General features: G+C 61.7%; 12 protein-coding genes and 2 riboswitches. Of the genes, 6 read left to right on the top strand and 6 right to left on the bottom strand.

Annotated elements, in window-relative coordinates; translation table 11 throughout:
- Position 1: 1 nt before the first annotated feature.
- From ACX3YF_RS22380 to cobW, 3 genes are all read right to left on the bottom strand, one after another.
- Positions 2 to 1,000, bottom strand: coding sequence for an ATP-binding protein (locus ACX3YF_RS22380; RefSeq protein WP_448646708.1), 999 nt, complete (start codon positions 998 to 1,000; stop codon positions 2 to 4).
- Between the two features lie 64 nt (positions 1,001 to 1,064).
- Positions 1,065 to 4,907 carry a cobaltochelatase subunit CobN gene (gene cobN / locus ACX3YF_RS22375; protein WP_458974270.1) on the bottom strand — a complete coding sequence of 1,281 codons (3,843 nt, stop codon included), beginning with the start codon at positions 4,905 to 4,907 and terminating at the stop codon, positions 1,065 to 1,067.
- Between the two features lie 3 nt (positions 4,908 to 4,910).
- Positions 4,911 to 5,978 carry a cobalamin biosynthesis protein CobW gene (gene cobW, locus ACX3YF_RS22370; RefSeq protein ID WP_196586166.1) on the bottom strand — a complete coding sequence of 356 codons (1,068 nt, stop codon included), beginning with the start codon at positions 5,976 to 5,978 and terminating at the stop codon, positions 4,911 to 4,913.
- Between the two features lie 98 nt (positions 5,979 to 6,076).
- A riboswitch (cobalamin riboswitch) is annotated at positions 6,077 to 6,288 on the bottom strand.
- A 204-nt stretch (positions 6,289 to 6,492) separates the two neighbouring features.
- Positions 6,493 to 6,718: riboswitch (cobalamin riboswitch) on the top strand.
- Positions 6,719 to 6,838: 120 nt separating this feature from the next.
- On the opposite strand from cobW, the gene ACX3YF_RS22365 reads away from it, so the two are divergent.
- The 4 genes from ACX3YF_RS22365 to cobM all read left to right on the top strand — a co-directional run bounded on the left by ACX3YF_RS22365 (position 6,839) and on the right by cobM (position 8,989).
- The gene (locus ACX3YF_RS22365; RefSeq protein WP_047529763.1) at positions 6,839 to 7,033 is read left to right on the top strand and encodes a CbtB domain-containing protein; all 195 of its coding nucleotides are present in this window, start codon (positions 6,839 to 6,841) and stop codon (positions 7,031 to 7,033) included.
- A gap of 11 nt (positions 7,034 to 7,044) precedes the next feature.
- Positions 7,045 to 7,749: a CbtA family protein gene (locus ACX3YF_RS22360; protein WP_130204062.1), complete on the top strand. Its 705-nt coding sequence runs from the start codon at positions 7,045 to 7,047 to the stop codon at positions 7,747 to 7,749.
- Positions 7,746 to 8,159, top strand: coding sequence for a cobalamin biosynthesis protein (locus ACX3YF_RS22355; protein ID WP_288101331.1), 414 nt, complete (start codon positions 7,746 to 7,748; stop codon positions 8,157 to 8,159). The genes ACX3YF_RS22360 and ACX3YF_RS22355 overlap by 4 nt, the downstream gene beginning before the upstream one ends.
- Before the next feature lie 83 nt (positions 8,160 to 8,242).
- Positions 8,243 to 8,989 (top strand): precorrin-4 C(11)-methyltransferase, encoded by a 747-nt coding sequence (gene cobM, locus ACX3YF_RS22350; RefSeq protein WP_448646711.1) that lies wholly within the window; start codon positions 8,243 to 8,245, stop codon positions 8,987 to 8,989.
- A gap of 109 nt (positions 8,990 to 9,098) precedes the next feature.
- On the opposite strand, the gene nfuA is transcribed toward cobM, so the two are convergent.
- Together nfuA and ACX3YF_RS22340 are read right to left on the bottom strand one after the other, a co-directional pair.
- Positions 9,099 to 9,683 carry a Fe-S biogenesis protein NfuA gene (gene nfuA / locus ACX3YF_RS22345; protein ID WP_007959519.1) on the bottom strand — a complete coding sequence of 195 codons (585 nt, stop codon included), beginning with the start codon at positions 9,681 to 9,683 and terminating at the stop codon, positions 9,099 to 9,101.
- Between the two features lie 227 nt (positions 9,684 to 9,910).
- The gene (locus ACX3YF_RS22340; RefSeq protein WP_458974269.1) at positions 9,911 to 12,208 is read right to left on the bottom strand and encodes a fatty acid cis/trans isomerase; all 2,298 of its coding nucleotides are present in this window, start codon (positions 12,206 to 12,208) and stop codon (positions 9,911 to 9,913) included.
- A gap of 156 nt (positions 12,209 to 12,364) precedes the next feature.
- On the opposite strand from ACX3YF_RS22340, the gene metH reads away from it, so the two are divergent.
- On the top strand, positions 12,365 to 16,075 hold the full coding sequence (metH, locus tag ACX3YF_RS22335; RefSeq protein ID WP_130204066.1) for a methionine synthase: 3,711 nt from the start codon (positions 12,365 to 12,367) through the stop codon (positions 16,073 to 16,075).
- Positions 16,076 to 16,143: 68 nt separating this feature from the next.
- On the opposite strand, the gene ACX3YF_RS22330 is transcribed toward metH, so the two are convergent.
- A complete protein-coding gene (locus tag ACX3YF_RS22330; protein WP_458974268.1) occupies positions 16,144 to 22,773 on the bottom strand; it encodes an NEL-type E3 ubiquitin ligase domain-containing protein in 6,630 nt (2,209 codons plus the stop codon).
- A 169-nt stretch (positions 22,774 to 22,942) separates the two neighbouring features.
- Between ACX3YF_RS22330 and ACX3YF_RS22325 the strand changes: the two genes are divergently transcribed.
- Positions 22,943 to 23,161, top strand: a complete 219-nt coding sequence (locus ACX3YF_RS22325; protein ID WP_103405769.1) for a DUF2970 domain-containing protein — start codon at positions 22,943 to 22,945, stop codon at positions 23,159 to 23,161.
- The last annotated feature ends 5 nt before the right edge of the window (positions 23,162 to 23,166 follow it).

Raw genomic sequence — 23,166 nt, 5'->3', positions numbered from 1 at the left:
CCTAGGGCTTTTTTGGCCAGCTCGGCACTTCACGACGGGCCCCGACCGGCAGCGCCTGAGCAGGCATTTCGCCCCACTGCCCCTGGCCTTCGCCGGTGTTTGGCTGTTGACCGGCGTGGGACTGTTGCTGTGGGGGTGCCGGTGGCGTTTGCTCACGACGGCGATGGCGCAACGCAAATTCGGCGACCGCATCGATATCTTCGACGGTTATGGCACGCGCCTCGCGCCAGGCGGCATGGGCCCGCGCCGCCCGCAACCAGACCAGATCGGCGCGCAATCCGTCGACCCCGGCGGCAAAACAACGCTCGGTAATCTGCGCCAGGGCGTCATCGTCCAGGGCAATGCTGGCCAACGTGCTGCGTGCCTGCTGGCAACGCTCGCGCAACGCCTGCTGCCGGCGTTCCCACTCGGCGCAGAAGCCGTGCGGATCGGTGTCGAAGTCCAGGCGCCGCCGGATGATTTGCCCGCGCTCGGCCGGCGCGGTATGGCCGCCGAGGGCAACGTTCAAGCCAAATCGATCGAGCAGTTGCGGGCGCAGCTCACCCTCCTCCGGGTTCATGGTGCCGATCAGCACGAACTTCGCCGAATGCCGGTGGGAGATGCCGTCGCGCTCGACCAGGTTGGTGCCGCTGGCCGCCACGTCGAGCAGCAGATCGACGAGGTGATCGGGCAGCAGATTCACTTCATCGACGTAGAGCACGCCACCGTCGGCCTTGGCCAGCACGCCCGGGGAAAATTGCGCGCGACCTTCGCTCAATGCAGCGTCGAGATCGAGCGTGCCCACCAGGCGCTCTTCAGTAGCGCCCAAAGGCAAGGTGACGAATTGACCGCTGGCCAGCAGGTCCGCCAGGCCACGGGCCAGGGTCGACTTGGCCATGCCGCGCGGGCCTTCGATCAACACACCGCCGATCTTCGGGTCGATGGCGGTCAGGCACAGCGCGAGTTTCAAATCGTCGGCGCCGACCACGGCGGAGAGCGGGAAATGGGGGGTGTCGGTCATTGTTCAATCTCGGTCATGGTCGGTGATTTCACAAACACCTCGCTCCCACAGGGTCGGCGGTGTTTTAACTGTCTTCTTCTATGTCCAGCAACAGATTCTCCAGCGCCTCGCGATACGCGCCCGGTTCTTTCCACATGCCCCGCTGCTGTGCTTCGAGCATGCGTTCGGTCATGTCGCGCAAGGCATGGGAATTGTGCTCGCGGACGAAGTCACGGGTATTGGCGTCGAGCAAATAGGCATCCGCCAGCAGCGCGTATTGGTGATCGTCGATCAATCGGGTGGTGGCATCGAAGGCGAACAGGTTGTCGACAGTCGCGGCCATTTCGAACGCGCCTTTGTAGCCGTGACGTTTGACGCCTTCGATCCACTTCGGATTGGCCGCCCGGGAGCGGATAACCCGGCTCAGCTCTTCCTTGAGCGTGCGGATTCTGGGCAGGTCCGGCTGGCTATGGTCGCCGTGATAACTGGCCGCCGTTGCACCACTGAGGTTTTCCACGGCGGCGAGCATGCCACCCTGGAACTGGTAGTAGTCATTGGAGTCGAGCAGATCGTGCTCGCGGTTGTCCTGGTTTTGCAGCACCGCTTGCACCTGGCTCAGGCGCTGGGCGAACTGCTCGCGGGCGGCGGTGCCTTCGTCGGAGCCGCCGTAGGCGTAGCCGCCCCAGTTCAGATACACCTCGGCCAGATCCTCGCGGCTCTGCCACAGGCGACCGTCGATGGCGCCCTGCACGCCCGCGCCATACGCGCCGGGCTTGGCACCGAAGATGCGCCAACCGGCCTGACGTCTGGCCGCGTCTTCATCCAGTCCCGACTTCAACAACGCTTCACGTTCGGCGCGAACCTTGGCCGCCAGGGGGTTGAGGTCGTCCGGCTCGTCCAGTGCGGCGACCGCTTGCACGGCGGCGTCGAACAGGCGGATCAGATTGGCGAAGGCATCGCGGAAAAAGCCCGAGACGCGCAACGTCACGTCGACGCGGGGGCGGTCGAGCAAACTCAGCGGCAGGATTTCAAAATCGTCGACCCGCTGACTGCCGGTCGCCCACACCGGACGCACGCCCATCAGCGCCATGGCCTGGGCGATGTCGTCGCCGCCGGTGCGCATGGTCGCGGTGCCCCACACCGACAGACCGAGCTGACGCAAGTGATCGCCATGGTCTTGCAGGTGACGCTCAAGGATCAGGTTGGCGGACTGGAAACCGATGCGCCATGCCGTGGTGGTTGGCAGGTTGCGCACGTCCACTGAATAGAAGTTGCGCCCGGTCGGCAGCACATCCAGGCGCCCGCGACTCGGTGCGCCGCTGGGACCGGCCGGGACGAAGCGCCCGCTCAGGGCATCGAGCAGGCCGCGCATTTCGGCCGGGCCACAGGCGTCCAAGCGTGGCGCGACCACTTCGCGCAGGTTGTCGAGGATGGCTTGCACCTCAGTCCAGCCGGCCTCTTGTAGGAGCGAGCCTGCTCGCGATGGTGTGTCAGTTGGCGTCAATGTGGCTGATAAACCATCGCGAGCAGGCTCGCTCCCACAGGGGGCATCCAGCGCCTGCGAGATCAGTTGTGTGGCAAACAGTTCCAGGCGTTCGCGGGTGTCGCCGGTAATGCGCCAGGGTTCATCGCTGATCGACAACAACGCATGCGGACGCAGCCCGTTCCACGGCTCGGCCAGCACACAATCGAGCGGATCGAAGCCCAGCTCAAAGGCTTTCGCCAGCGCTCGCAACAAACTCGATTGCGCACCACGCCCATCGCCCCGTGGAATGCGCAGCAGCGCGAGCAAGGTGTCGATGCGCAGGCGCCCGGTCGGTGACTCGCCGAACACGTGCAGGCCATCGCGGATCTGCGACTCTTTCAAATCGCACAGGTAGGTGTCCAGACGCGGCAACCAGATCGCCGCGTCGGCATCGCTGTCGAGTGGCTCGTCCAGTTGCAGTTCGCGGTCGATGTGCGTGTCGCGCACCAGTTGCAGGATGTCGCGCTGCAACTCGCGGGCACGCCGTGGATCGAGCAGTTGCGCTTCGTAGTACTCATCCGCCAACAGTTCGAGATTGCGCAACGGGCCGTAGGTTTCGGCGCGGGTCAGCGGCGGCATCAAGTGATCGATGATCACCGCCTGGGTGCGTCGTTTGGCCTGGGCGCCCTCGCCCGGATCGTTGACGATGAACGGATAGATATTCGGCAACGGCCCGAGCAGCGCGTCCGGCCAGCAATGTTCAGAGAGCCCGACACCTTTGCCCGGCAGCCATTCGAGGTTGCCATGCTTGCCGACGTGGATCACGCCGTGGGCGCCGTAGGTGTTGCGCAGCCAGAAGTAAAACGCCAGATAGCCGTGGGGCGGCACCAGGTCCGGGTCGTGATACACCGCGCTCGGGTCCACCTGATAACCCCGCGCCGGTTGAATGCCGACGAAGGTCAGGCCGAAACGCAACCCGGCAATCATCATCCGTCCGGCGCGGCACATCGGATCGCTCTCGGGTGCACCCCAGCGTTGTAGCACTGCCCGGCGGTTGGCTTCGGGCAGCGCGTTGAACATCTGCAGGTAATCGTCCATTGCCAGGCTTTGCTGGCATGGGCGTTGGTCGAGGGTATCGAGATCGTTGCTGACGCCGCCGAGCAGTTGCTGGATCAACGCGGTGCCGCTGTCCGGCAACTGCGCCGGCAATGGAAAACCTTCGGCCTGCAGTGCACGGAGGATATTCAGTGCCGCCGCCGGCGTATCAAGGCCGACGCCATTGCCGATACGCCCATCGCGGGTCGGGTAATTGGCGAGGATCAGCGCGACGCGTTTTTCGGCATTCGGCAGCCGCGCCAGATCAATCCAGCGCCGCGCCAGTTCGGCGACAAAGTCCATGCGTTCCGGTTGCGCGCGGTAGCAGACCACGTCGGACTGACTGCGCTCACTGCGCCAGGCCAGATCCTTGAAGCTGATCGGCCGGCTGATGATCCGCCCGTCCAGTTCCGGCAGGGCGATATGCATCGCCAGATCACGCGGGCCGAGCCCTTGTTCGCTGGCGCGCCATCCCGGCTCGTTATCCTGGGCGCAAATTGCCTGAATCACCGGGATGTTGCGGCGAAACGGACGCAAATGTGGAGCTTCAGGGCTCGATTGGGCGAAACCGGTGGTGTTGAGAATCACCCCGGCCTCAACCTCATCCAGCCAGTCCTCGACCACCGACAGGCAGCCGGGCTCTTTCAAACTGGCCAGGGCGATGGGCAACGGATTCAACCCCGCAGCCTGCAAACGCTGACAGAAGACATCGATGAAAGCGGTGTTCGCCGCCTGCAAGTGCGAGCGGTAGAACAGCACCGCTGCCACGGGTTGACCGGCCCGCCATTCGGCTTGCCAATCACTCAGTTGCGCGGGGCTTTTGTGCGGGTGGTAGATCGCGGTGCGCGGCAAGACTTGCGGCTCGGACCAGGCGTAGTCACGACCCAGCCAGCGATTGGCCAGGCAGCGAAACAGGTCCAGCGCATTGCCCATGCCACCCTGGCGCAGGAAGTGCCAGAGCCGCTCGCGGTCCTGCGGGGCCACGGTGCTGAGGTCGCTGAGTTCCGGGTCAGGACGGTCGTCACCCGGCACCAGAATCAGCTGCACCCCACGTTGCGAAAGCTCCACCAGCCGCTCCACGCCATAACGCCAATAGGCGATGCCGCCGTGCAGCGAGATCAGAATGACCTTGGCGTGGCGCAGCACTTCGTCGACGTACAGATCAACCGAAGCGTGATTCTGTACCTGCATCGGGTTGGCCAGGCGCACGCTCGGGTAATCGTCGGGCAACTGCTGCGCCGCTTCGGCGAGCAGCGCCAGGCTGGAGTCGCCGCTGCACAGGATCACCAGCTCGGCGGGGGTTTGTCCAAGGTCGGCAATGTTGTCGTCCGACACGAAACCGCCGGGCTGGGTCCTGAGCAGGTGCATGGCTTATACGCTGAGCGCGGCGCGCAATTGGGTTTCGAGCAGCGCGGCGTCCAGCGCCTGGCCGATCAACACCAGACGCGTGGTGCGTTCTTCTTCGCCACCCCACTGGCGGTCGAAGTGCTTGTCGAAACGAGTGCCCACGCCCTGGATCAGCAGGCGCATCGGTTTGTTCGGAATCGCCGCAAAGCCCTTGACCCGCAGGATGCTGTGCTCCACTACCAGTTGCGTCAGCGCGTCCATCAGCAGGCTCTCGTCAGAGGCCGGCAGCTCGATGGAGATAGAGTCAAAAGCGTCGTGATCGTGGTCGTCATGATCGTCATCGTCGTGGTGATGATCGTGATGGCTGTGACGGCTGTCGATGTGTTCTTCGGAACCGGCACCCAGGCCGATCAGCACGTCCAGTGGCAGGCGACCGCTGCTGGCTTCGATGACTTTCACCGCAGGCGGCAGCTCTTCTGCGACTTCCAGGCGTACGCGGGCCAGGTCTTCCGGGCTGATCAGGTCAGCCTTGTTGAGGATCACCAGGTCGGCACTGGACAACTGATCGGCGAACAGCTCGTGCAGCGGCGATTCGTGGTCCAGGTTCGGATCGAGTTTGCGCTGGGCGTCCACCTGATCCGGGAACGCAGCGAAGGTGCCGGCGGCCACGGCCGGGCTATCGACCACGGTGATCACCGCGTCAACGGTGCAGGCACTGCGGATTTCCGGCCACTGGAACGCCTGGACCAGCGGCTTTGGCAGCGCCAGGCCCGAGGTCTCGATGAGGATGTGGTCGAGATCGCCGCGACGGGCGACCAGTTCGCGCATCACCGGGAAGAATTCTTCCTGAACGGTGCAGCACAGGCAGCCGTTGGCCAGTTCGTAGACGCGGCCATTGGCTTCTTCTTCGGTACAGCCGATGGAGCACTGCTTGAGGATTTCACCGTCGATGCCCAGTTCGCCGAACTCGTTGACGATCACCGCGATGCGACGCCCTTGGGCGTTGTCGAGCATGTGCCGCAGCAAGGTGGTTTTGCCCGAGCCGAGGAAGCCGGTAACGATGGTGACGGGGAGTTTGGCCAGTGTTTTCATCGGATGCCCTTTGGCAAGGTGGCGGGCATACGGGACGAGAACCGGCAACGCCTGTGCGCGCCGGAAGCGTTCGCCACCGGATCACCCCGCCCGGTTGTAGTGAGAATCTGTTCGAGGCAGGTCTCCTGGCTGACGGCGTGCCAGTCGCTTGACTGGCGTTGGCTGCGCCTTCCCGCGGGCTCAGGACCTGAGCATGCAGTGGCGTGGCAGCGAACATCACCGTTCACAGTTGCGGGGGCAGCCGCGGCATCGACCGCGTTCCCTTCTTAGCTTCGGCAAACGCCGAAGAACCTCGAAAGCGCAAGGCTACGCATCGTATTGGGGCGGGTCAATGTTCATGCTGAGTTCTACAGCGCCTGCAACGCCGTCATCGCGAGCAGGCTCGCTCCCACCGGGAGCGGGTTTTCCGAGAAAAATGCGGTCAAATGCGAGAGCGAGCCTGTTCGCGATTGAAGCAATGCGGTCCCGAGTTGAGAACACTTGCCAATTGACGCCCCACCTCTGCCCATGCTCTCCTACACGCCTTGTTACGGGTGCCCTTCACAGGGTGAAACGGGAAACCGGTGAATCATGTGCTTTACTCTAAAGCCATGTCAGTCCGGTGCTGCCCCCGCAACGGTAAGCGAGCGAAGCGTCAGATCCACTGTGCCAGTGCGGCATGGGAAGGTGATGCTTGCAGGTTCAGGCGATAGCCCGCACCCCTCGTGAGCCCGGAGACCGGCCCGCAACACAAAGTGAACCTAACTATCACTGAATGACAAACCCGCGGTGGGCGGGCGCTGTTCGAACCTCTGCGCGCTCGCTCGCGCAGGGATTTGCATGCGCTCCCATTCCCCGCTGACAGAACTGAGGGATGCGCCATGTCGATCATCAGCAGTACCGGCCACAGCACCACCACCAGCAGCACCACAACCCTGACTCAACGCCTGACCGCCGCCGTGTGTGCGTCGATCCTCGGCGCGTGCCTGGTGTATTTCGCCGGTTTCTCGCACATCGAAGCCGTTCACAACGCTGCTCACGATACCCGTCACAGCGCTGCCTTCCCGTGCCATTGAGACCTGTCGACATGATCAAGCGTATCGCGCAAACCGCGGGGTTCACGGGGCTGCTGGCCGCCCTGCTGCTGACCCTGCTGCAAAGCTTCTGGGTCGCTCCGCTGATTTTGCAGGCCGAAACCTACGAAAAATCCGAACCCGCTGCTGTTGAAGTCCACGAACACGCCCCTGGCGTCGCCGCCCACACCCACGATGCCGAAGCCTGGGAGCCGGAAAACGGCTGGCAGCGCGTGTTGTCGACCACCGGCGGCAATCTGGTGGTGGCTGTCGGTTTCGCCCTGATGCTCGCCGGCCTGTACACCTTGCGCGCGCCGACCAAAACTTCTCAGGGATTGCTCTGGGGCCTGGCCGGTTACGCGACCTTCGTGCTCGCGCCGACCCTTGGCCTGCCGCCGGAACTGCCAGGCACCGCCGCTGCCGACCTGGCGCAACGGCAGACCTGGTGGATTGGCACCGCCGCTTCAACCGCAGTCGGCATCGCGCTGATCGCGTTCAGCCGTCACTGGCTGATGAAAGTCCTCGGTGCAGCCATCATTGCCGTCCCTCATGTGATTGGCGCGCCGCAGCCGGACGTGCACTCGATGCTGGCACCGCAAGCACTGGAAACCCAATTCAAAATCGCTTCGCAGCTGACCAATGTCGCGTTCTGGCTGGCCCTGGGCCTGATCAGCGCCTGGCTGTTCCGCCGCAAACGCGATGGCCAATACCACGCATGACCGATACCGGCACAGCGCCGACCCTCGTGGTCGGCCTGGGCTGCCAACGGGGCTGCCCCGTCAGCACGTTACGGGCGTTGCTCGATCAGGCGTTGCAAGCGCACCAGATCGAACTGCATCAGATCAAGGCCCTGGCCAGTATCGATTTGAAGCGAGATGAACCGGCCCTTGTCGAACTGGCCGAGCAACTCGCGCTGCCACTGACGTACTTCAGCAGCGAACAGTTGGCCGGCTATGAGCCACAACTCAGCCATCATTCGCAGATCGCCTTCGAACGAACCGGCTGCTACGGCATAGCGGAAAGTGCCGCCCTGGCCCTGGCCGAACAGTTGACCCATTCGCCGGCCAAGCTGCTGATCAAGCGGCAAAAATATGCCCAGGCCACCTTCGCATTGGCCTGCTCGACGTAAAATCCTCGATAATCCGCGCTTTCGATCATGAGCAATCTTCATCTGGTGCCTTGCCCAGCCCTTTTTTCCCACAGGAATCGACGATGACCGTCTACTTCATAGGCGCAGGTCCTGGCGACCCCGAGCTGATCACCGTCAAAGGCCAGCGGCTGATTCGCAGCTGCCCGGTGATCATCTATGCCGGTTCGCTGGTGCCCGCCGCAGTACTGCAAGGGCATTGTGCCGAGCAGGTGGTCAACAGCGCCGAACTGCATCTGGAACAGATTATCGACCTGATCAAGATCGCCGACGCCAAGGGCCAGGACGTGGCTCGCGTGCATTCCGGCGACCCGAGCCTGTATGGCGCCATCGGCGAGCAGATTCGCTACCTGCGCGAACTCGGCATTGCCTTTGAAATCATTCCCGGGGTCACCGCTACGGCCGCCTGCGCAGCGCTTTTGGGTGCGGAACTGACCCTGCCCGATGTCTCACAGAGCGTGATCCTGACCCGATACGCCGACAAAACCGTGATGCCGGCCGGCGAGGAATTGGGCAGCCTGGCGCAGCATGGAGCGACCATGGCGATTCATCTGGGGGTCAATCATCTGGAAAAAATCCTGGCCGAATTGCTGCCGCATTACGGCGCGGATTGCCCGATCGCGGTGATTCACCGGGCGACCTGGCCGGATCAGGACTGGGTGGTGGGGACGCTGGAAGACATTGCCGGGAAGGTTCAGGCCAAGGGTTTTCGGCGCACGGCATTGATTCTGGTGGGACGGGTGCTGGGCAGTGACCATTTCAGCGAGTCGTCGCTGTATCGCGCAGGGCATGCGCATCTCTATCGACCTTGAACCCTGCTGAATCCTGTGCCGAGGGGGCTTGTCGGATCGCCACAGGTTATCGAACACCCATAAAAAACGGCGCTCACGGGCGCCGTTTTTTAATTTCGCAGCGAACGCCTTAGTAGTAGGCGTTTTCTTTCTGCGTGTGGTCAGTCACATCACGAACACCCTTGAGCTCGGGGATGCGCTCGAGCAAGGTGCGCTCGATGCCTTCCTTCAGGGTCACGTCTGCCTGGCCGCAGCCCTGGCAACCACCGCCGAACTGGAGAACGGCGATGCCGTCTTCAACCACGTCGATCAGGCTGACCTGACCACCATGGCTGGCGAGCCCAGGGTTGATTTCGGTTTGCAGGTAATAGTTGATGCGCTCGTTGATCGGGCTGTCGGCGTTGACCATCGGGACTTTGGCGTTTGGCGCCTTGATGGTCAGCTGGCCGCCCATGCGGTCGGTGGCGTAGTCGACAACCGCGTCGTCCAGGAAAGCTTCGCTGAACGAATCGATGTAAGCGGTGAAGCTTTTAAGCCCCAGCGCCGTGTCTTCGGGTTTTTCTTCGCCCGGCTTGCAGTAGGCAATGCAGGTTTCGGCGTACTGGGTGCCAGGCTGGGTGATAAAGACGCGGATGCCAATGCCCGGGGTGTTCTGCTTGGAGAGCAGATCAGCCAGATAGTCGTGGGCGGCGTCGGTGATGGTTATAGCGGTCATGGAAACTCCTCGCAGGCTTGGGCGCAGTTTACGCCAATCATCGCGCCGGACAAAGTCCCAGTATTTTTGTCAGGAAAGAACAGGAGCAGCCTTACCCGGCCATTCGCCGTCAATCCCGACTTTAAACCACCGATAGCTGCAATTGACCACCCAATCGCGGCTTTCCCACGATCCTGATCCGATGGTCGCTACGCAGACCGGGACATCAGGCACCTTGCAAAAATCGATCAAAGATTCTGGTAGCGATTCATGTCCAGTACGCCCTCTTCAACCGGATCGGTCTCATGGATGTAGCGACTCAAGTCATGGAAGTACTGCCAGAACTGCGGATGGCTGCGCCTTACCCCCCAGCGATCGACAATCCTCTCGAAGCTGCCGGCGTCCTTGGCGTTTTCCATGGCGTCGACAAAGGCCGGGACTTGTTCGGCGGGAATGTTGAACATGAAGTTCGGGTAGCTGCTCATGATCCCCGGATAAATGGTGAGCGTGTCGAGCCCTGGCTCATACCGCAGCGACTCGCCAAGCAGGAACGCCACGTTGCTGTGTGCGCGGTTGCGCAGCAGGCTGTAGATCACGCGCTGGCCGCTCGCGGTCTCGACGCGCAGCATGGTCACTTCAGGTAACTGGTCTATGACCTGGAGGCCGGCCGCCGGGCGCGACGTCAGGCGATTCAGGGCTTGTTCGGCACCCTGCAAGTCCAGATCGATGTTGGGTCGCGAGCAGTACGCTCCGTCGCAGCGATTGATCGGGTCCGGGTTGGCGTTGAGCTCGCCATAGCGCGCCAGCAACTGCTTGACGAAATCGCGTTTGGGGTCCTTCGGATCGAGTTTCAGCGCCGTCGGCGTGTCGTTGTCGATCGATTCATAGTCCATCCACATCTTGAATTTGCCACTGCTCTGGTACCAATCGTTCAGGTAACCGTCGCGGGAGTTGGCCGGCATCAGGCGCAGGAAGTTTTGCTCCGCGCCGTTGCGGATCAGGTCGAAATACAAGCGCGTCTGGGCCTGATGCGAGACGTTGCCGAACACGTCGAAGTTCACCGCCAACTGATAGTAAGTGCGCTCCAGCAACGGAAAGTCGAACAGCCAGATGGTTTGCGGTACCTCGCCGATCAGGCCCTTGGTCACCGAGGCGCTGTCGAAATGTCGAAAGATACTCAACAAGGCGTTGTCATTACCTGCCCACAGGCTCGACCAGCTCGGCGGCGGCAGGTCCGCATAGCTGTACCGGCGCAGGGTTTCATACGCGTTGCGCTTGTCGCGGTAGTCATGCCACAGGCTCAGGACACTGCCAACGTCGTCGTTCTGCCCGGGCATCGCCAACAATGGCGTCGCATGGCCGCGGTATATCGGGTCGGTGATGTAGAGGTCATGCTCCGGGGCCTGAAACAGCGCCCAGAAGTTATCGCGAATCACGTCCGTGGCAATCTGGCCCCGGCAGACCGGGCCGCGAATAAAGGTGCGCACGAAATATTCGGCGTTATCGAGCATGAACTGATAACGCGCCTGGGCCGGGATGGCTTCGAAGGTGGTAAACGGATTGGCCCGGCGTTCCGGCCCATAGCCCGGCAGCGCGTTGACCTGCCAGTTGCCGTTGTAGAACAGGGTTTTGATCCGCGCCATCTTCGCCGCGCTCAACGGATAGGTGATGTGGGTCTTGTGCACGATCACGCCCTGCACCGGCCACAGGCGGTAATAGATCTGAGTGCCGGGATCGTCATTGGGCCGGCGGGTGTTGATCAGATCGATCGGCTGGCCGCTCGGCGTGCGCGAACGCACCCACTGGAAGAAATGCCCGGGTTCGCCATCCTTGAAATAGATGTGCGCGAGAAACCAGTGCTCGAACAACCAGCGCCCCACCAGACTTTCTCGCGCACCCGGCGCATTCAGCAGGCTCTCCCACTGCTCCACCTCCAGGGCTTCCTTCTCGCTGGGCGCCAGGCCTTGCTGATCGATGGGCGCGCCGGAGGCCAGCCAGCGTTGCAAGGTCTGATATTGCTGATCGGTCAGACCCGTCACCGCCAACGGCATGCCCTCCTTCGGGTGGGAATCGGCATAGGCATCGAACTCCGCCGGCATGGCGCACGTGTTTTCCCGATTCAGACCCAGGACAATCTCTTCGGGCAGCTTGGCATTGGGCTGCATGGGCGCCTTATGGCCCAACTCGAGCATCCGCGCCATCAGCGCGGCCTGACTGCCCTGAGCGTCGAGCACTGAGTTGAAGCCTTTTTGCTGCCAGGCGCGCTTGCCGAAGGCGTCATAAAACAACCGGGTCGGCGCGGCGGCGTGAGTGCGATTACCGTCATAGACCAGGGATTTGTTCGCACCGCGAGCGGCGCCCTCGCCGCTGCCCAGATTGAGTTGGCAGGGGGAGTCGTAGCAGGCGTGGCAGGCCACACATTTTTCAGTGAAGATCGGCTGAATGTCGCGCGTATAAGAAATACCCGTGGCAACCGTGGGACTTTGCGCGACGGCGCCCCAGCTAAACAGCAACAACGCAATGCTGATGACGACGCGATATGACATGTCCCTGGTCCCGATCTTTAAAAAAACGCCGCGATTCTACCGGTCCGGCGATCACATCATCATGAGCGATATTCACGTTAAATCCGCGCATGCTCCAATAGCGCACAGGTTTGCTATCATCCCGGCCCTTCGTCATGGCCTTACCGAGTAGTCCAAATGTCCGATCGCAGCGTTCGCCTTCAAGCTCTCAAGCACGCCCTCAAAGAGCGCATTCTGATTCTCGATGGCGGTATGGGCACGATGATCCAGAGCTATAAGCTCGAGGAGCAGGATTACCGTGGCAAACGCTTCGCTGACTGGCCGAGCGATGTCAAAGGCAACAACGACCTTCTGGTGCTGACGCGCCCGGATGTGATTGGCGGTATCGAAAAAGCCTACCTGGATGCCGGCGCCGACATTCTCGAAACCAACACCTTCAACGCCACTCAGATTTCTCTGGCCGATTACGGCATGCAGGGCCTGGCGTACGAATTAAACGTAGAAGGTGCACGGTTGGCGCGCAAGGTCGCCGACGCCAAGACCCTGGAAACCCCTGACAAGCCGCGCTTCGTCGCCGGCGTGCTCGGCCCGACCAGCCGCACCTGCTCGCTGTCGCCAGACGTGAACAACCCCGGCTACCGCAACGTGACGTTCGATGAACTGGTGGAGAACTACACCGAGTCCACCAAAGGCCTGATCGAAGGCGGCGCCGACCTGATCCTGATCGAAACCATTTTCGACACCCTCAACGCCAAGGCTGCGATCTTTGCCGTGCAAGGCGTGTTCGAAGAACTGGGCATCGAATTGCCGATCATGATCTCCGGCACCATCACCGACGCCTCCGGTCGCACCCTGTCCGGCCAGACCACCGAGGCCTTCTGGAACTCCGTGGCCCACGCCAAGCCGATTTCCGTCGGTCTGAACTGCGCCCTCGGTGCCAGCGAGCTGCGCCCGTACCTGGAAGAGCTGTCAAACAAGGCCAGCACCCACGTCTCGGCGCACCCGAACGCCGGCCTGCCGAACGAATTCGGCGAGTACGACGAATTGCCGGCGCAAACCGCCAAGGTCATCGAAGAATTTGCCCAAAGCGGCTTCCTGAACATCGTCGGCGGCTGCTGCGGCACCACGCCGGGCCACATCGAAGCCATCGCCAAGGCCGTGGCCGGTTATGCGCCGCGCGAGATTCCGGAAATCCCCAAGGCTTGCCGCCTGTCGGGTCTGGAGCCGTTCACCATCGATCGCAACTCGCTGTTCGTCAACGTCGGCGAGCGCACCAACATCACGGGTTCGGCCAAATTCGCCCGCCTGATCCGCGAAGACAACTACACCGAAGCCCTGGAAGTCGCCCTGCAGCAGGTCGAGGCCGGCGCCCAGGTGATCGACATCAACATGGACGAAGGGATGCTCGATTCGAAGAAGGCCATGGTGACCTTCCTCAATCTGATTGCCGGTGAACCGGACATCTCCCGCGTACCGATCATGATCGACTCCTCCAAGTGGGAAGTGATCGAAGCCGGCCTCAAGTGCATCCAGGGCAAGGGCATCGTCAACTCCATCAGCATGAAGGAAGGTGTCGAGCAGTTCATTCATCACGCCAAACTGTGCAAGCGCTATGGCGCTGCGGTGGTCGTGATGGCCTTCGACGAAGCCGGCCAGGCCGACACCGAAGCGCGCAAGAAAGAAATCTGCAAACGCTCCTATGACATTCTGGTCAACGAAGTCGGCTTCCCGCCGGAAGACATCATCTTTGACCCGAACATCTTCGCCGTGGCCACCGGCATCGAAGAACACAACAACTACGCTGTGGACTTCATCAACGCCTGTGCCTACATCCGCGACGAGCTGCCGTATGCACTGACTTCGGGCGGCGTGTCCAACGTGTCGTTCTCGTTCCGTGGCAACAACCCGGTGCGCGAGGCGATTCACTCGGTGTTCCTGCTGTACGCGATCCGCGCCGGGCTGACCATGGGTATCGTCAACGCCGGCCAGCTGGAGATCTATGACCAGATCCCGGTGGAACTGCGCGACGCCGTGGAAGACGTGATCCTCAACCGCACCCCGGAAGGCACCGACGCCCTCCTCGCCATCGCCGACAAGTACAAGGGCGACGGCAGCGTCAAGGAAGCCGAGACCGAAGAGTGGCGCAACTGGGACGTCAACAAGCGCCTGGAGCATGCACTGGTCAAGGGCATCACCACCCACATCGTTGAAGACACCGAAGAGTCCCGTCAGTCCTTCGCCCGCCCGATCGAAGTGATCGAAGGTCCGCTGATGTCCGGCATGAACATCGTTGGCGACCTGTTCGGCGCCGGCAAAATGTTCCTGCCGCAAGTGGTGAAATCCGCCCGCGTGATGAAACAGGCGGTGGCCCACTTGATCCCGTTCATCGAGCTGGAAAAGGGCGACAAACCGGAAGCCAAGGGCAAGATCCTGATGGCCACGGTGAAAGGCGACGTGCACGACATCGGCAAGAACATCGTGGGTGTGGTGCTGGGTTGCAACGGCTACGACATCGTCGACCTCGGCGTGATGGTACCGGCGGAGAAAATCCTCCAGGTCGCCAAGGACGAAAAGTGCGACATCATCGGCCTGTCCGGCCTGATCACCCCGTCGCTGGATGAAATGGTCCACGTCGCTCGCGAGATGCAGCGCCAGGACTTCCATCTGCCATTGATGATCGGCGGCGCGACCACCTCCAAAGCGCACACGGCAGTGAAGATCGAGCCCAAATACAGCAACGACGCCGTGGTGTACGTCACCGACGCCTCCCGCGCCGTCGGCGTGGCCACGCAGTTGCTGTCCAAGGAACTGAAGGCCGGTTTCGTCGAGAAAACCCGCGAGGAATACATCGAAGTCCGCGAGCGCACCGCCAACCGCAGCGCCCGCACCGAACGCCTGAGCTACGCCGCGTCGATTGCGAAGAAACCGCAGTTCGACTGGAGCACCTACGAGCCGGTCAAGCCAACGTTCACCGGCACCAGGGTGCTGGATAACATCGACCTGAAAGTGCTGGCCGAGTACATCGACTGGACGCCGTTCTTCATCTCCTGGGACCTGGCCGGCAAGTTCCCGCGCATCCTCCAGGACGAAGTGGTCGGTGAAGCCGCCACCGCGCTGTACGCCGATGCCCAGGAAATGCTCGCCAAACTGATCGACGAGAAACTGATCAGCGCCCGTGCGGTGTTCGGTTTCTGGCCGGCCAATCAGGTGCGCGACGATGACATCGAAGTCTATGGCGATGACGGCAAGCCCCTGGCCAAGCTGCATCACCTGCGTCAGCAGATCATCAAGACCGACGGCAAGCCGAACTTCTCCCTGGCCGACTTCGTCGCACCGAAAGACAGCGAAATCACCGACTACGTGGGTGGTTTCATCACCACCGCCGGTATCGGTGCCGAAGAAGTGGCCAAGGCCTATCAGGACGCTGGCGACGACTACAACTCGATCATGGTCAAGGCCCTGGCCGACCGTTTGGCCGAGGCCTGTGCCGAGTGGCTGCACCAGCAGGTGCGAAAAGAACACTGGGGCTATGCCAAGGACGAAACCCTCGACAACGAGGCGTTGATCAAGGAGCAATACACCGGTATCCGCCCTGCCCCGGGCTACCCGGCCTGCCCGGATCACACCGAGAAAGCCACGCTGTTTGCCCTGCTCGACCCCGAGGCCCGCGAAATGCACGCCGGCCGCAGTGGTGTATTCCTCACCGAGCACTACGCGATGTTCCCGGCGGCGGCGGTCAGCGGCTGGTACTTTGCCCACCCGCAAGCGCAGTACTTTGCCGTGGGCAAGATCGACAAGGACCAGGTGCAAAGCTACACGTCGCGTAAAGGTCAGGAGCTGAGTGTGACTGAACGCTGGCTCGCACCGAACCTCGGCTACGACGACTGAAACGCCCATGAAAAAAGCCTCGCGCTGCCGGAAGAATCGGCACCGCGAGGCTTTATGGGCACTATCGTTTAACTGTTGGAAGGACCCGGTTTGGGCTCGGCGACCGACGAGCGCTCAATCGCTTCGACCTCTTTTCGAGACAGCTCGATCAGCTTGCCATTGCGGTTGGCGGCCAGATCAAACAGCTGGCTCATCAGTGCCGCATCGTCAACCGCCTGGCCCTCCTCTGGAGCCATGGCCGCCTCGTCGATTTTCCTCACCGCTTCAGGGTGCGTCTCGCGCAGATAACTCATCCAGTAGTCGCGCTGAATCAGGTCTTCGTAAAAGGCATCGGACCGCTCGGCATTCATGACCGCAGTACGAGCATCCGCCAATTGTTGAGGCGATACGCCCGAGGCGTAGGTCATGTGCTTCGGCTGCCCGGGCAAGTCCAGTCCGTCGCTCCACCCCCGTGTCAGTCCGATTCGATAACCCAGGCGTACCTCTGCCTGGTCCTGGCCGGCATGGATAGCGGCCTTGCTCGCCAGGTCATCGACCTTGTCCAGCCGGAACAGTTGCCTGGACAGGTTCAACAGCGCCCGACCTTTCGCCCCCGCACGCCCGACAGGAATGTCGAGCAAGGCATTGTGGGTGAACACTGTGCTTTCCAGTGCACTGAAGGTCAGGATTCGGCCGTCGACACAGGTGCCATGGGTAGTGGAACTGGCGAACAGCACTTCCCTGAGCTCGGCATTGCTCGCAGCGGCCTCAAGCACAGTCCACACCCGACGGGTCAAGTCCGCGTTCGCCACCTGGAACTCCCGCGTGTCCTGCAAGCGTGAAAGCAAATGAAAGAACGCCGCATTATCCGGCTCGGCCGCGAGCTGATTCCAGATCCGCGTTTTGCCGGGCAGTTCCTCGGGGGCCGCGCTGGACAGCCAGGGTTTGCTTTGCTCAGCGTCGGGCTGCTCATCCGGCAGTTCCTCATCCGACTCGACGCTTTCATCTAATGCCTGGCCTCGGTCAGCCGCGTCCTCGATCATTTCGTCCAGCTCCGAACGGGAAATCCCCAACACCGTGTCATGCACGCCTGCCTCACGGAAGCTCCTGAGTCGCTCGAGACTTTCCGGCAACAGGTTGTAGTTATCGCTCAGGTCGGTGCCGGCGATCAGCGTTTCATGGCTGCCATCCAGCGCTGGCTGAGGAATCGACGTGATGTCGTTGCCACTGAGGTTCAGGATCCCGAGGTGATCGGCGTCGAGCACGCCTTCGGGCCACTCGGTCAAGTTGTTGTTGCGCAGGTCAAGGGTCTCCAGCCACTGAAAATACGAGACATCAAAGGCCTCCAGTTCGTTGTAGCTCAGGTCCAACCGACGCAAGCGCTCCAGATGGCTCAATGACGAAAACAGCGACTCGGTGTCGCGCAACCGGTTGGCGGACACCGACAGGTGTTCAAGCGTGCTCATCGACTGGAGGGGCTCGGGCAACATTTCCAGATCATTACCGTTGAGTTCCAGGGTTTCCAGCTGGGTAAACGCCTTGAGGAAGCCGTTGGAACCCTGCGCGGTCATCCTTACCCCGGTCAGGTTCAGGCTGACCACATGGGGCAACTTCACCGGTAGCTCAGGCAGATCGCCCAATTGCAGGCCATTGAGACTCAGCACAGAGGTGGCACCGCCGTCACCGACCATCAGCCCTTCGCCCCAGCATTCGACAATGCGCAAGGCGGCCAGCCTGCGGCTGCGGGATGAAATCACCCAGCCCGGGCCACGGGATTCCCGGGTGTACAGCCAATCATTCAACTTTCGCCTCAACGCGGCGGATGTCTGCTCCCAACCGTCGATGCGCTGCAGAATCTGCACCTCGTTGGCACCGTTGGCGCGCATCCGCTCGATCATTTGCATGGCCTCATCCTTCGCGAGTGTCGGCCGCAGCCCTTGCAAACGCTGGACAGTATCGCCAACGCCTGCTGCCCCGGTTTTGGGCAATGGCAACAGCTCATCGACTATCGAGAAACCGCTCTCGGATGGCGGAAACGTCATGGGTATCGGCTCCCGGGCGAACCTTTCCAGCGCTCCGCTCGGCAGCCCTTTGGCAATTTCCATTCGCTCCCGGGCGACTTTGAGCGCGGCCTTCGCTTGCTGACTCAACGCTGCGCCTTCGAGGTTGACCGCCAGCAAGCTCTCGCTATGCAAAACCGCTTCCGGCAGCGCAGTGATCTTGCTGTCGCGTAAATCCAGCCACACCAGCTGCGGCAGACTTTGCGCACCGGCCGGCCACTCCTGCAGATCTGTCCCCCGCAAATTCAAGGCCTCGAGCTCCTCCATGGCGCTGACGTCCAGCGTATGCACCGGGTTATCACTCAAGTCCAGGGATCGCAGCGCGTGCAGTCCGTCGAACCCCTGTTGCACCGCAGGATTGACAATGATCCGGTTGCCGGAAAGATCCAGTCGGGTCAACTTCGCCAGATCGCCCGGCGCGACCGGCACGTCGGTCAAGCCACCGCTGCGCAGGTCGAGTCGTCGCAGCTCGCTGAACCCGCGCACGAAGCCACGCACTTGTTCGGCAGTGGCTTGCGCGCCGTTCAGGTACATCGTCTCGACCTGCGGGAATGCACCTTGCGGCAGTTCGGGAAACCCGCTGAGGTCCAGATTCGACAGATCCAGCACCGAAGCCTCGATTGCGGCGCCATAGCGATTGAATGCGCCGTTACGCCAGCAGGCTCTGATCGAAGCCGTTGCCATTGTCCGCTTGACCACCTCATGGACGTCCATACGCGCCTCCATCGACTGCACGATCCAGCTACTGAGTTGTTGATCCAGCAACTGGTATTGCCCACTCATGGCCTCGATCGCCTCGAACCTCGCCTGCGCGTGCGGCCACTGTTGGAGAAACTGGCTGAACAGATCCTCGGGCGACCTGCTGAGGCCTTCACCCAGGCGCCTCAATTCACTCCTGCAATAGCCCCGGACCATCTCGTCCAGGTCCATCAGGTGGTGTGGATGGTTCTTGACGTACTCATACGCGGGCTTGAAGTTTTCGCGAGGGAAATTCGACCAGTCCAGGGACAGCCCGGACCACAGCTTTTCATGCCCCTCTAAGATGCCGTCGGGCAGTGTCCGGATGCCGGTGCCTCGAAGGTTCAGACGTTCAAGATGAGGCAGTTCAAGCACACCGGCAGGCCACTGATCCATGGAAGGCGCCTGCACTTCCAGTATGCGCAGATTGCGGAGCCGAGTGACGTCCAACGCCATCGCAACGCCCCAGGTTGAATACACACTGAGTTCTTCAAGCCTGGTCAGGGTACTCAGTCTCGCCGGCATGTCTGCCGCGTAGGGAGTGGCCGAATACAGGCTCAGCCCCGTGAGTTCCTGTAGCGCGCCCAACGACTCGGGTACATTGCTGAAGCCGTTTCCTGTGGCATTGATCTTGAGGTTTTTCAGCCGGGGGAACCGCCCCGACAGCCCATCTAGAGCGGCATCCGTGACGCACCGCCCGCTTATCTGCAGATCGGTGACGTGTGAAAAATCCGCCGCCAAGGGCGGAAGCGGATCATCGCAAACCAGTTCAAGGGAGCTGAAACGGGGGTGTTGGGCGGCCAATGGTGCGTTGCGCCAGCATTGCTTGATGTTGCGTGCGACGGCGGCCTTGCCCCCCAGCATCGTATGCAGGACGGATTGCTCTGCGCCCCCTGCGACCCATTCATCAAGCGTGGATTGAAGTTGTTCCCACTCACGCGCCCGCGCCTGCAACAGGCTGTATATCTGCGCGTCGGTTTTCCCCGCCCGCAACTGCTCAAGGATGAAGCCATTGGCTTGCTGATCCGTCAGCGCCGGATAAACATCCTGCACCCGCGTCGCCAGTGAAGGATTGACGCCTTGCCCGCGACCGCTGGCGTAGTACCCCAACTGCCGTTCATTGATCCGCACCGGCGGTTTGAAGGCCCGGTTGTGACCGTTGCGCGTTTCCAGCAGACGGGCCAGTTCAGCCCGATTCCCCGTGGCGTAGCGGACGATGGCCGTGCGCAGTTCAGCGCCCTGCGCGACATGCGGCATGCCCAGCGCCTGGCGGGCTTCATCGGGCAAGGCATGCATGATGGAGGCATAAAAGTTGTCGCCCTGGCGGGGGACCCCGTTGAGCTCTTCGCCCCGCTCATCAAACGCCTGGTAGGCCGGCCCTTTCTTGACCAGATACTTGCGACTCACAGCCGTCTGGCTACCGATTCCATCGATGAGCGGCCCGTCAACATCACCGTCGCGGACTTCCAGGCGCACCCCATCGGACCAGCCCGGCAGTTTTTCCAGCGAGCGCAGCGCCAGCCATCGGGTGTCGGCCGATGCCATGTTCTCCAGGTGCAGACCGGAAAAGGCAACACTCACACGCCCCTGTTCCACGTACCAACGGGCTTGCTCCAACATGCTCAAGGGAACACGCCGCGTTGCTTGCCAGCGTGACAGTTCCTCGGCGCTGGCATCCATCAACACGCGTTTCGCAGCGGACTCTCCAAGTCCAGGGCATGCACGCTGCAACTGTGCCACCGGTTCCGCCACCGCATCAGGTGTTCCCGGATCGGCGACGAACAGTTCCAGCGCCTCCGTCCACTCAGGTGGCGGAGGCAAATGATCCAGGTGCATCTTGCGCAACGCATTGTCGTCGACACCGCTGGCGTCAGCGATCTTGAGCAACTGTTCGTCGGTCAGGTCCTGCGTGCTGTGCCCCATGCGCCGCAACAGGGTCAGGCGATCCCAATCGAGGGGACGCTCCAACGTGTGGCGCCAGGCGCCATGACCGTTATGCTCCAGCAGCGGCTGCCAGGCCTGTGCATCGGTTGGGTGCTTGATTCGCCACTGTTTCAGCGTCGTCTCAAAGGTTGTCTCGTAGGTTTTACCCGCCTGACGAATGAAGGTCCGGTCGTTCAGCCGATACAGTCCCTGGGCGTCCGGGCCGGCGTCATGATCCAGCGCGACGTCACATTCATAGGCCTTCAGGTCAGGTCTCCATAAGCGCGTCTTGCCGTCGGCGCGCCGGACTTGTTCCAGATGCTCGATCACAGGCTCCGGCTTCACCGCGGCCAACCGGCCAACGCCTTTGCCCATGCCCGCCATCAGGCCGATCAGCGCCAGGTTTTCCGCGACGTCAATCAGATGCGCCTTGGCCGCAACGCGATCGCCCTCGCTCCACTCGACCACGCCCTCGAACGACTCGTACAGCAGTTGCCCGGCCATCACCGTCAGCATGACCTCGCCCAGCACCGGCACGAACATCGACACCATGTTCAGGCCCAGCATGCCGAGCTGCAGCAGATGATTGAGCTTTTCCGCCCGCGCCTTCGCATCGACATCCGCCGTGGGGACCGCATGACTGCGCGCGTCGGCGATGACTTTGGCGCGGCTTTGTTCGTAGAGATAGGTCCACAGGTCGGTGTTGGCGGACCAGATGCCCGCTACCCCTTCCCGGGTAGTGCCGAAGGGATCGAGGTAAGGGTCTTCGACCGGCTCCCGTTCAAACGGTTGCTCGGGAGGCAACTCCTTGATGCCGACGAACGTTGAAAAGGGCGGAACCACCCGCGCGACTTTCACCCAGATGGAGTGCAACGGATCGGTCGCAGCCCCCGCTGCCTTGCGGGTGAACTGGTTGAAGTAGTACGGACGGTCAGCATAGGCCACGAACTGGCTGAAAAAGCGTTGGTAGGCCGTAGGCTCACTCGCCGGCCGCGTCGCATCCCGGGCCGTGAACTGCTGCTTGAATGCCTCGCGCAACTGCGCGGTACTGCAACGCCTGAGCGGTTGCACGGGGTCGTGGGGGATGTAGACGATGAACTCGCTGGTGTAGCGGTACTGTTCGCTGATACTGAACACGACGCAGCCGGTCATTCTGCGCTTCATCAATATCAGGTCGCGAAACCATACCTGTTTATGGCCCAGCCGAGGGTGGACCTCACCGTTGATGACCGAGAGGATCATTGTGTAGTCGTCGGGTTCGATGTCCTTTTTCAACAAGGCTTGTTCGGCGGCAGCCCTCAATGCCGCTTTCTGGCTGGTGATAAAGCTGCGACGCAGGGAATGTTCGGCTTGCACATCCGTCGGCTGGAAAAACGCTCGCACATGGGTTTGATACTGGGCGCCAATATCCAGGCTGCGGCATAACGACAGGAACTGCCTGACCGTCAGGTTAAGCGCGGCAGCCTGGAATGTGCCGGGGGTGGCTGTCTCGACGACAAACCCCGACTGCTCATGAAACGCGCCCGCTTCGCACTCGGACGCCTCGAAGTTATGCAGCGCCGCTTGCAACAACGATAGCTTCAACACCTCGAAGCTAGACAGTTCGATCTCCAGAACGCCGATGTCCAGAGGTCGCCTCAGACACAACAACGTATTGTGAACGTCAACCTCTACGCCGAGGAGATCCTTCAAAGCCTTGATCAGCAAGGGCTCGGCAAAGGTTTCGATGTCTTGCAGCGGCGACATCGTCTTGTCCAGCACGGTCTGCGCCGCAAAACTGCTTTTATAACTATCCGTCAGCGCCCGTTGTTGCTCGGGGGAGGCACGCAGATACCAGTCGGGTGGCTGTGTGCCGGCGACACTGATCGCGGTCCGTCTGGTCGGTACGGCATCGATCAGCCAGCCAGGCGTCATTTGTTTGAGTAACTCGCTGTGGATGCTGTGTTGCCCTGGCTGCAGCGGTTTAGACGGCGGCGAAGTAGAGGGTAAGGTGGACATGCTGTCGCTCCTGATAAGTGGATCATCAGGACACCATTTCCAACTGGCCCGTCTGCGTTAGATAAATATGGCTTCAACGGCAATATGTAACTGACAGCGTCAATCGCGCAACGGCACGAATCGGCGGATTGGCTATGCTTGGGGGACCTACTCTAAAGCGGGGGGATTTATGGACGATCCAGTCGACAACAAGCCACCGTCGTTCTGGCAGATGCTGCACAGCGTCGTGGCGGCTGCATTCGGGGTGCAAAGCGGAAAAAACCGGGCGCGTGATTTTACCCACGGCAAACCCAGCCATTTCGTAATCCTGGGGGTGCTGTTCACGGCCGTGTTCGCGCTGACGCTGTTCGGCATCGTGAAGCTGGTGCTGGTTCTGGCCGGGCTATGAACGGA

The sequence above is a fragment of the Pseudomonas fluorescens group sp. PF-69 genome (genome assembly GCF_054481235.1).
Note: the sequence above shows the minus strand (reverse complement) of the source record. Positions and strands in the feature narration are given on the sequence as shown.

Excerpts from the sequence above, each read along its gene's own strand:
- ACX3YF_RS22380 (WP_448646708.1), bottom strand. The coding sequence starts at position 1,000 with ATGACCGACACCCCCCATTTCCCGCTCTCCGCCGTGGTCGGCGCCGAC.
- cobN (WP_458974270.1), bottom strand. The coding sequence starts at position 4,907 with ATGCACCTGCTCAGGACCCAGCCCGGCGGTTTCGTGTCGGACGACAAC.
- cobW (WP_196586166.1), bottom strand. The coding sequence starts at position 5,978 with ATGAAAACACTGGCCAAACTCCCCGTCACCATCGTTACCGGCTTCCTC.
- ACX3YF_RS22365 (WP_047529763.1), top strand. The coding sequence starts at position 6,839 with ATGTCGATCATCAGCAGTACCGGCCACAGCACCACCACCAGCAGCACC.
- ACX3YF_RS22360 (WP_130204062.1), top strand. The coding sequence starts at position 7,045 with ATGATCAAGCGTATCGCGCAAACCGCGGGGTTCACGGGGCTGCTGGCC.
- ACX3YF_RS22355 (WP_288101331.1), top strand. The coding sequence starts at position 7,746 with ATGACCGATACCGGCACAGCGCCGACCCTCGTGGTCGGCCTGGGCTGC.
- cobM (WP_448646711.1), top strand. The coding sequence starts at position 8,243 with ATGACCGTCTACTTCATAGGCGCAGGTCCTGGCGACCCCGAGCTGATC.
- nfuA (WP_007959519.1), bottom strand. The coding sequence starts at position 9,683 with ATGACCGCTATAACCATCACCGACGCCGCCCACGACTATCTGGCTGAT.
- ACX3YF_RS22340 (WP_458974269.1), bottom strand. The coding sequence starts at position 12,208 with ATGTCATATCGCGTCGTCATCAGCATTGCGTTGTTGCTGTTTAGCTGG.
- metH (WP_130204066.1), top strand. The coding sequence starts at position 12,365 with ATGTCCGATCGCAGCGTTCGCCTTCAAGCTCTCAAGCACGCCCTCAAA.
- ACX3YF_RS22330 (WP_458974268.1), bottom strand. The coding sequence starts at position 22,773 with ATGTCCACCTTACCCTCTACTTCGCCGCCGTCTAAACCGCTGCAGCCA.
- ACX3YF_RS22325 (WP_103405769.1), top strand. The coding sequence starts at position 22,943 with ATGGACGATCCAGTCGACAACAAGCCACCGTCGTTCTGGCAGATGCTG.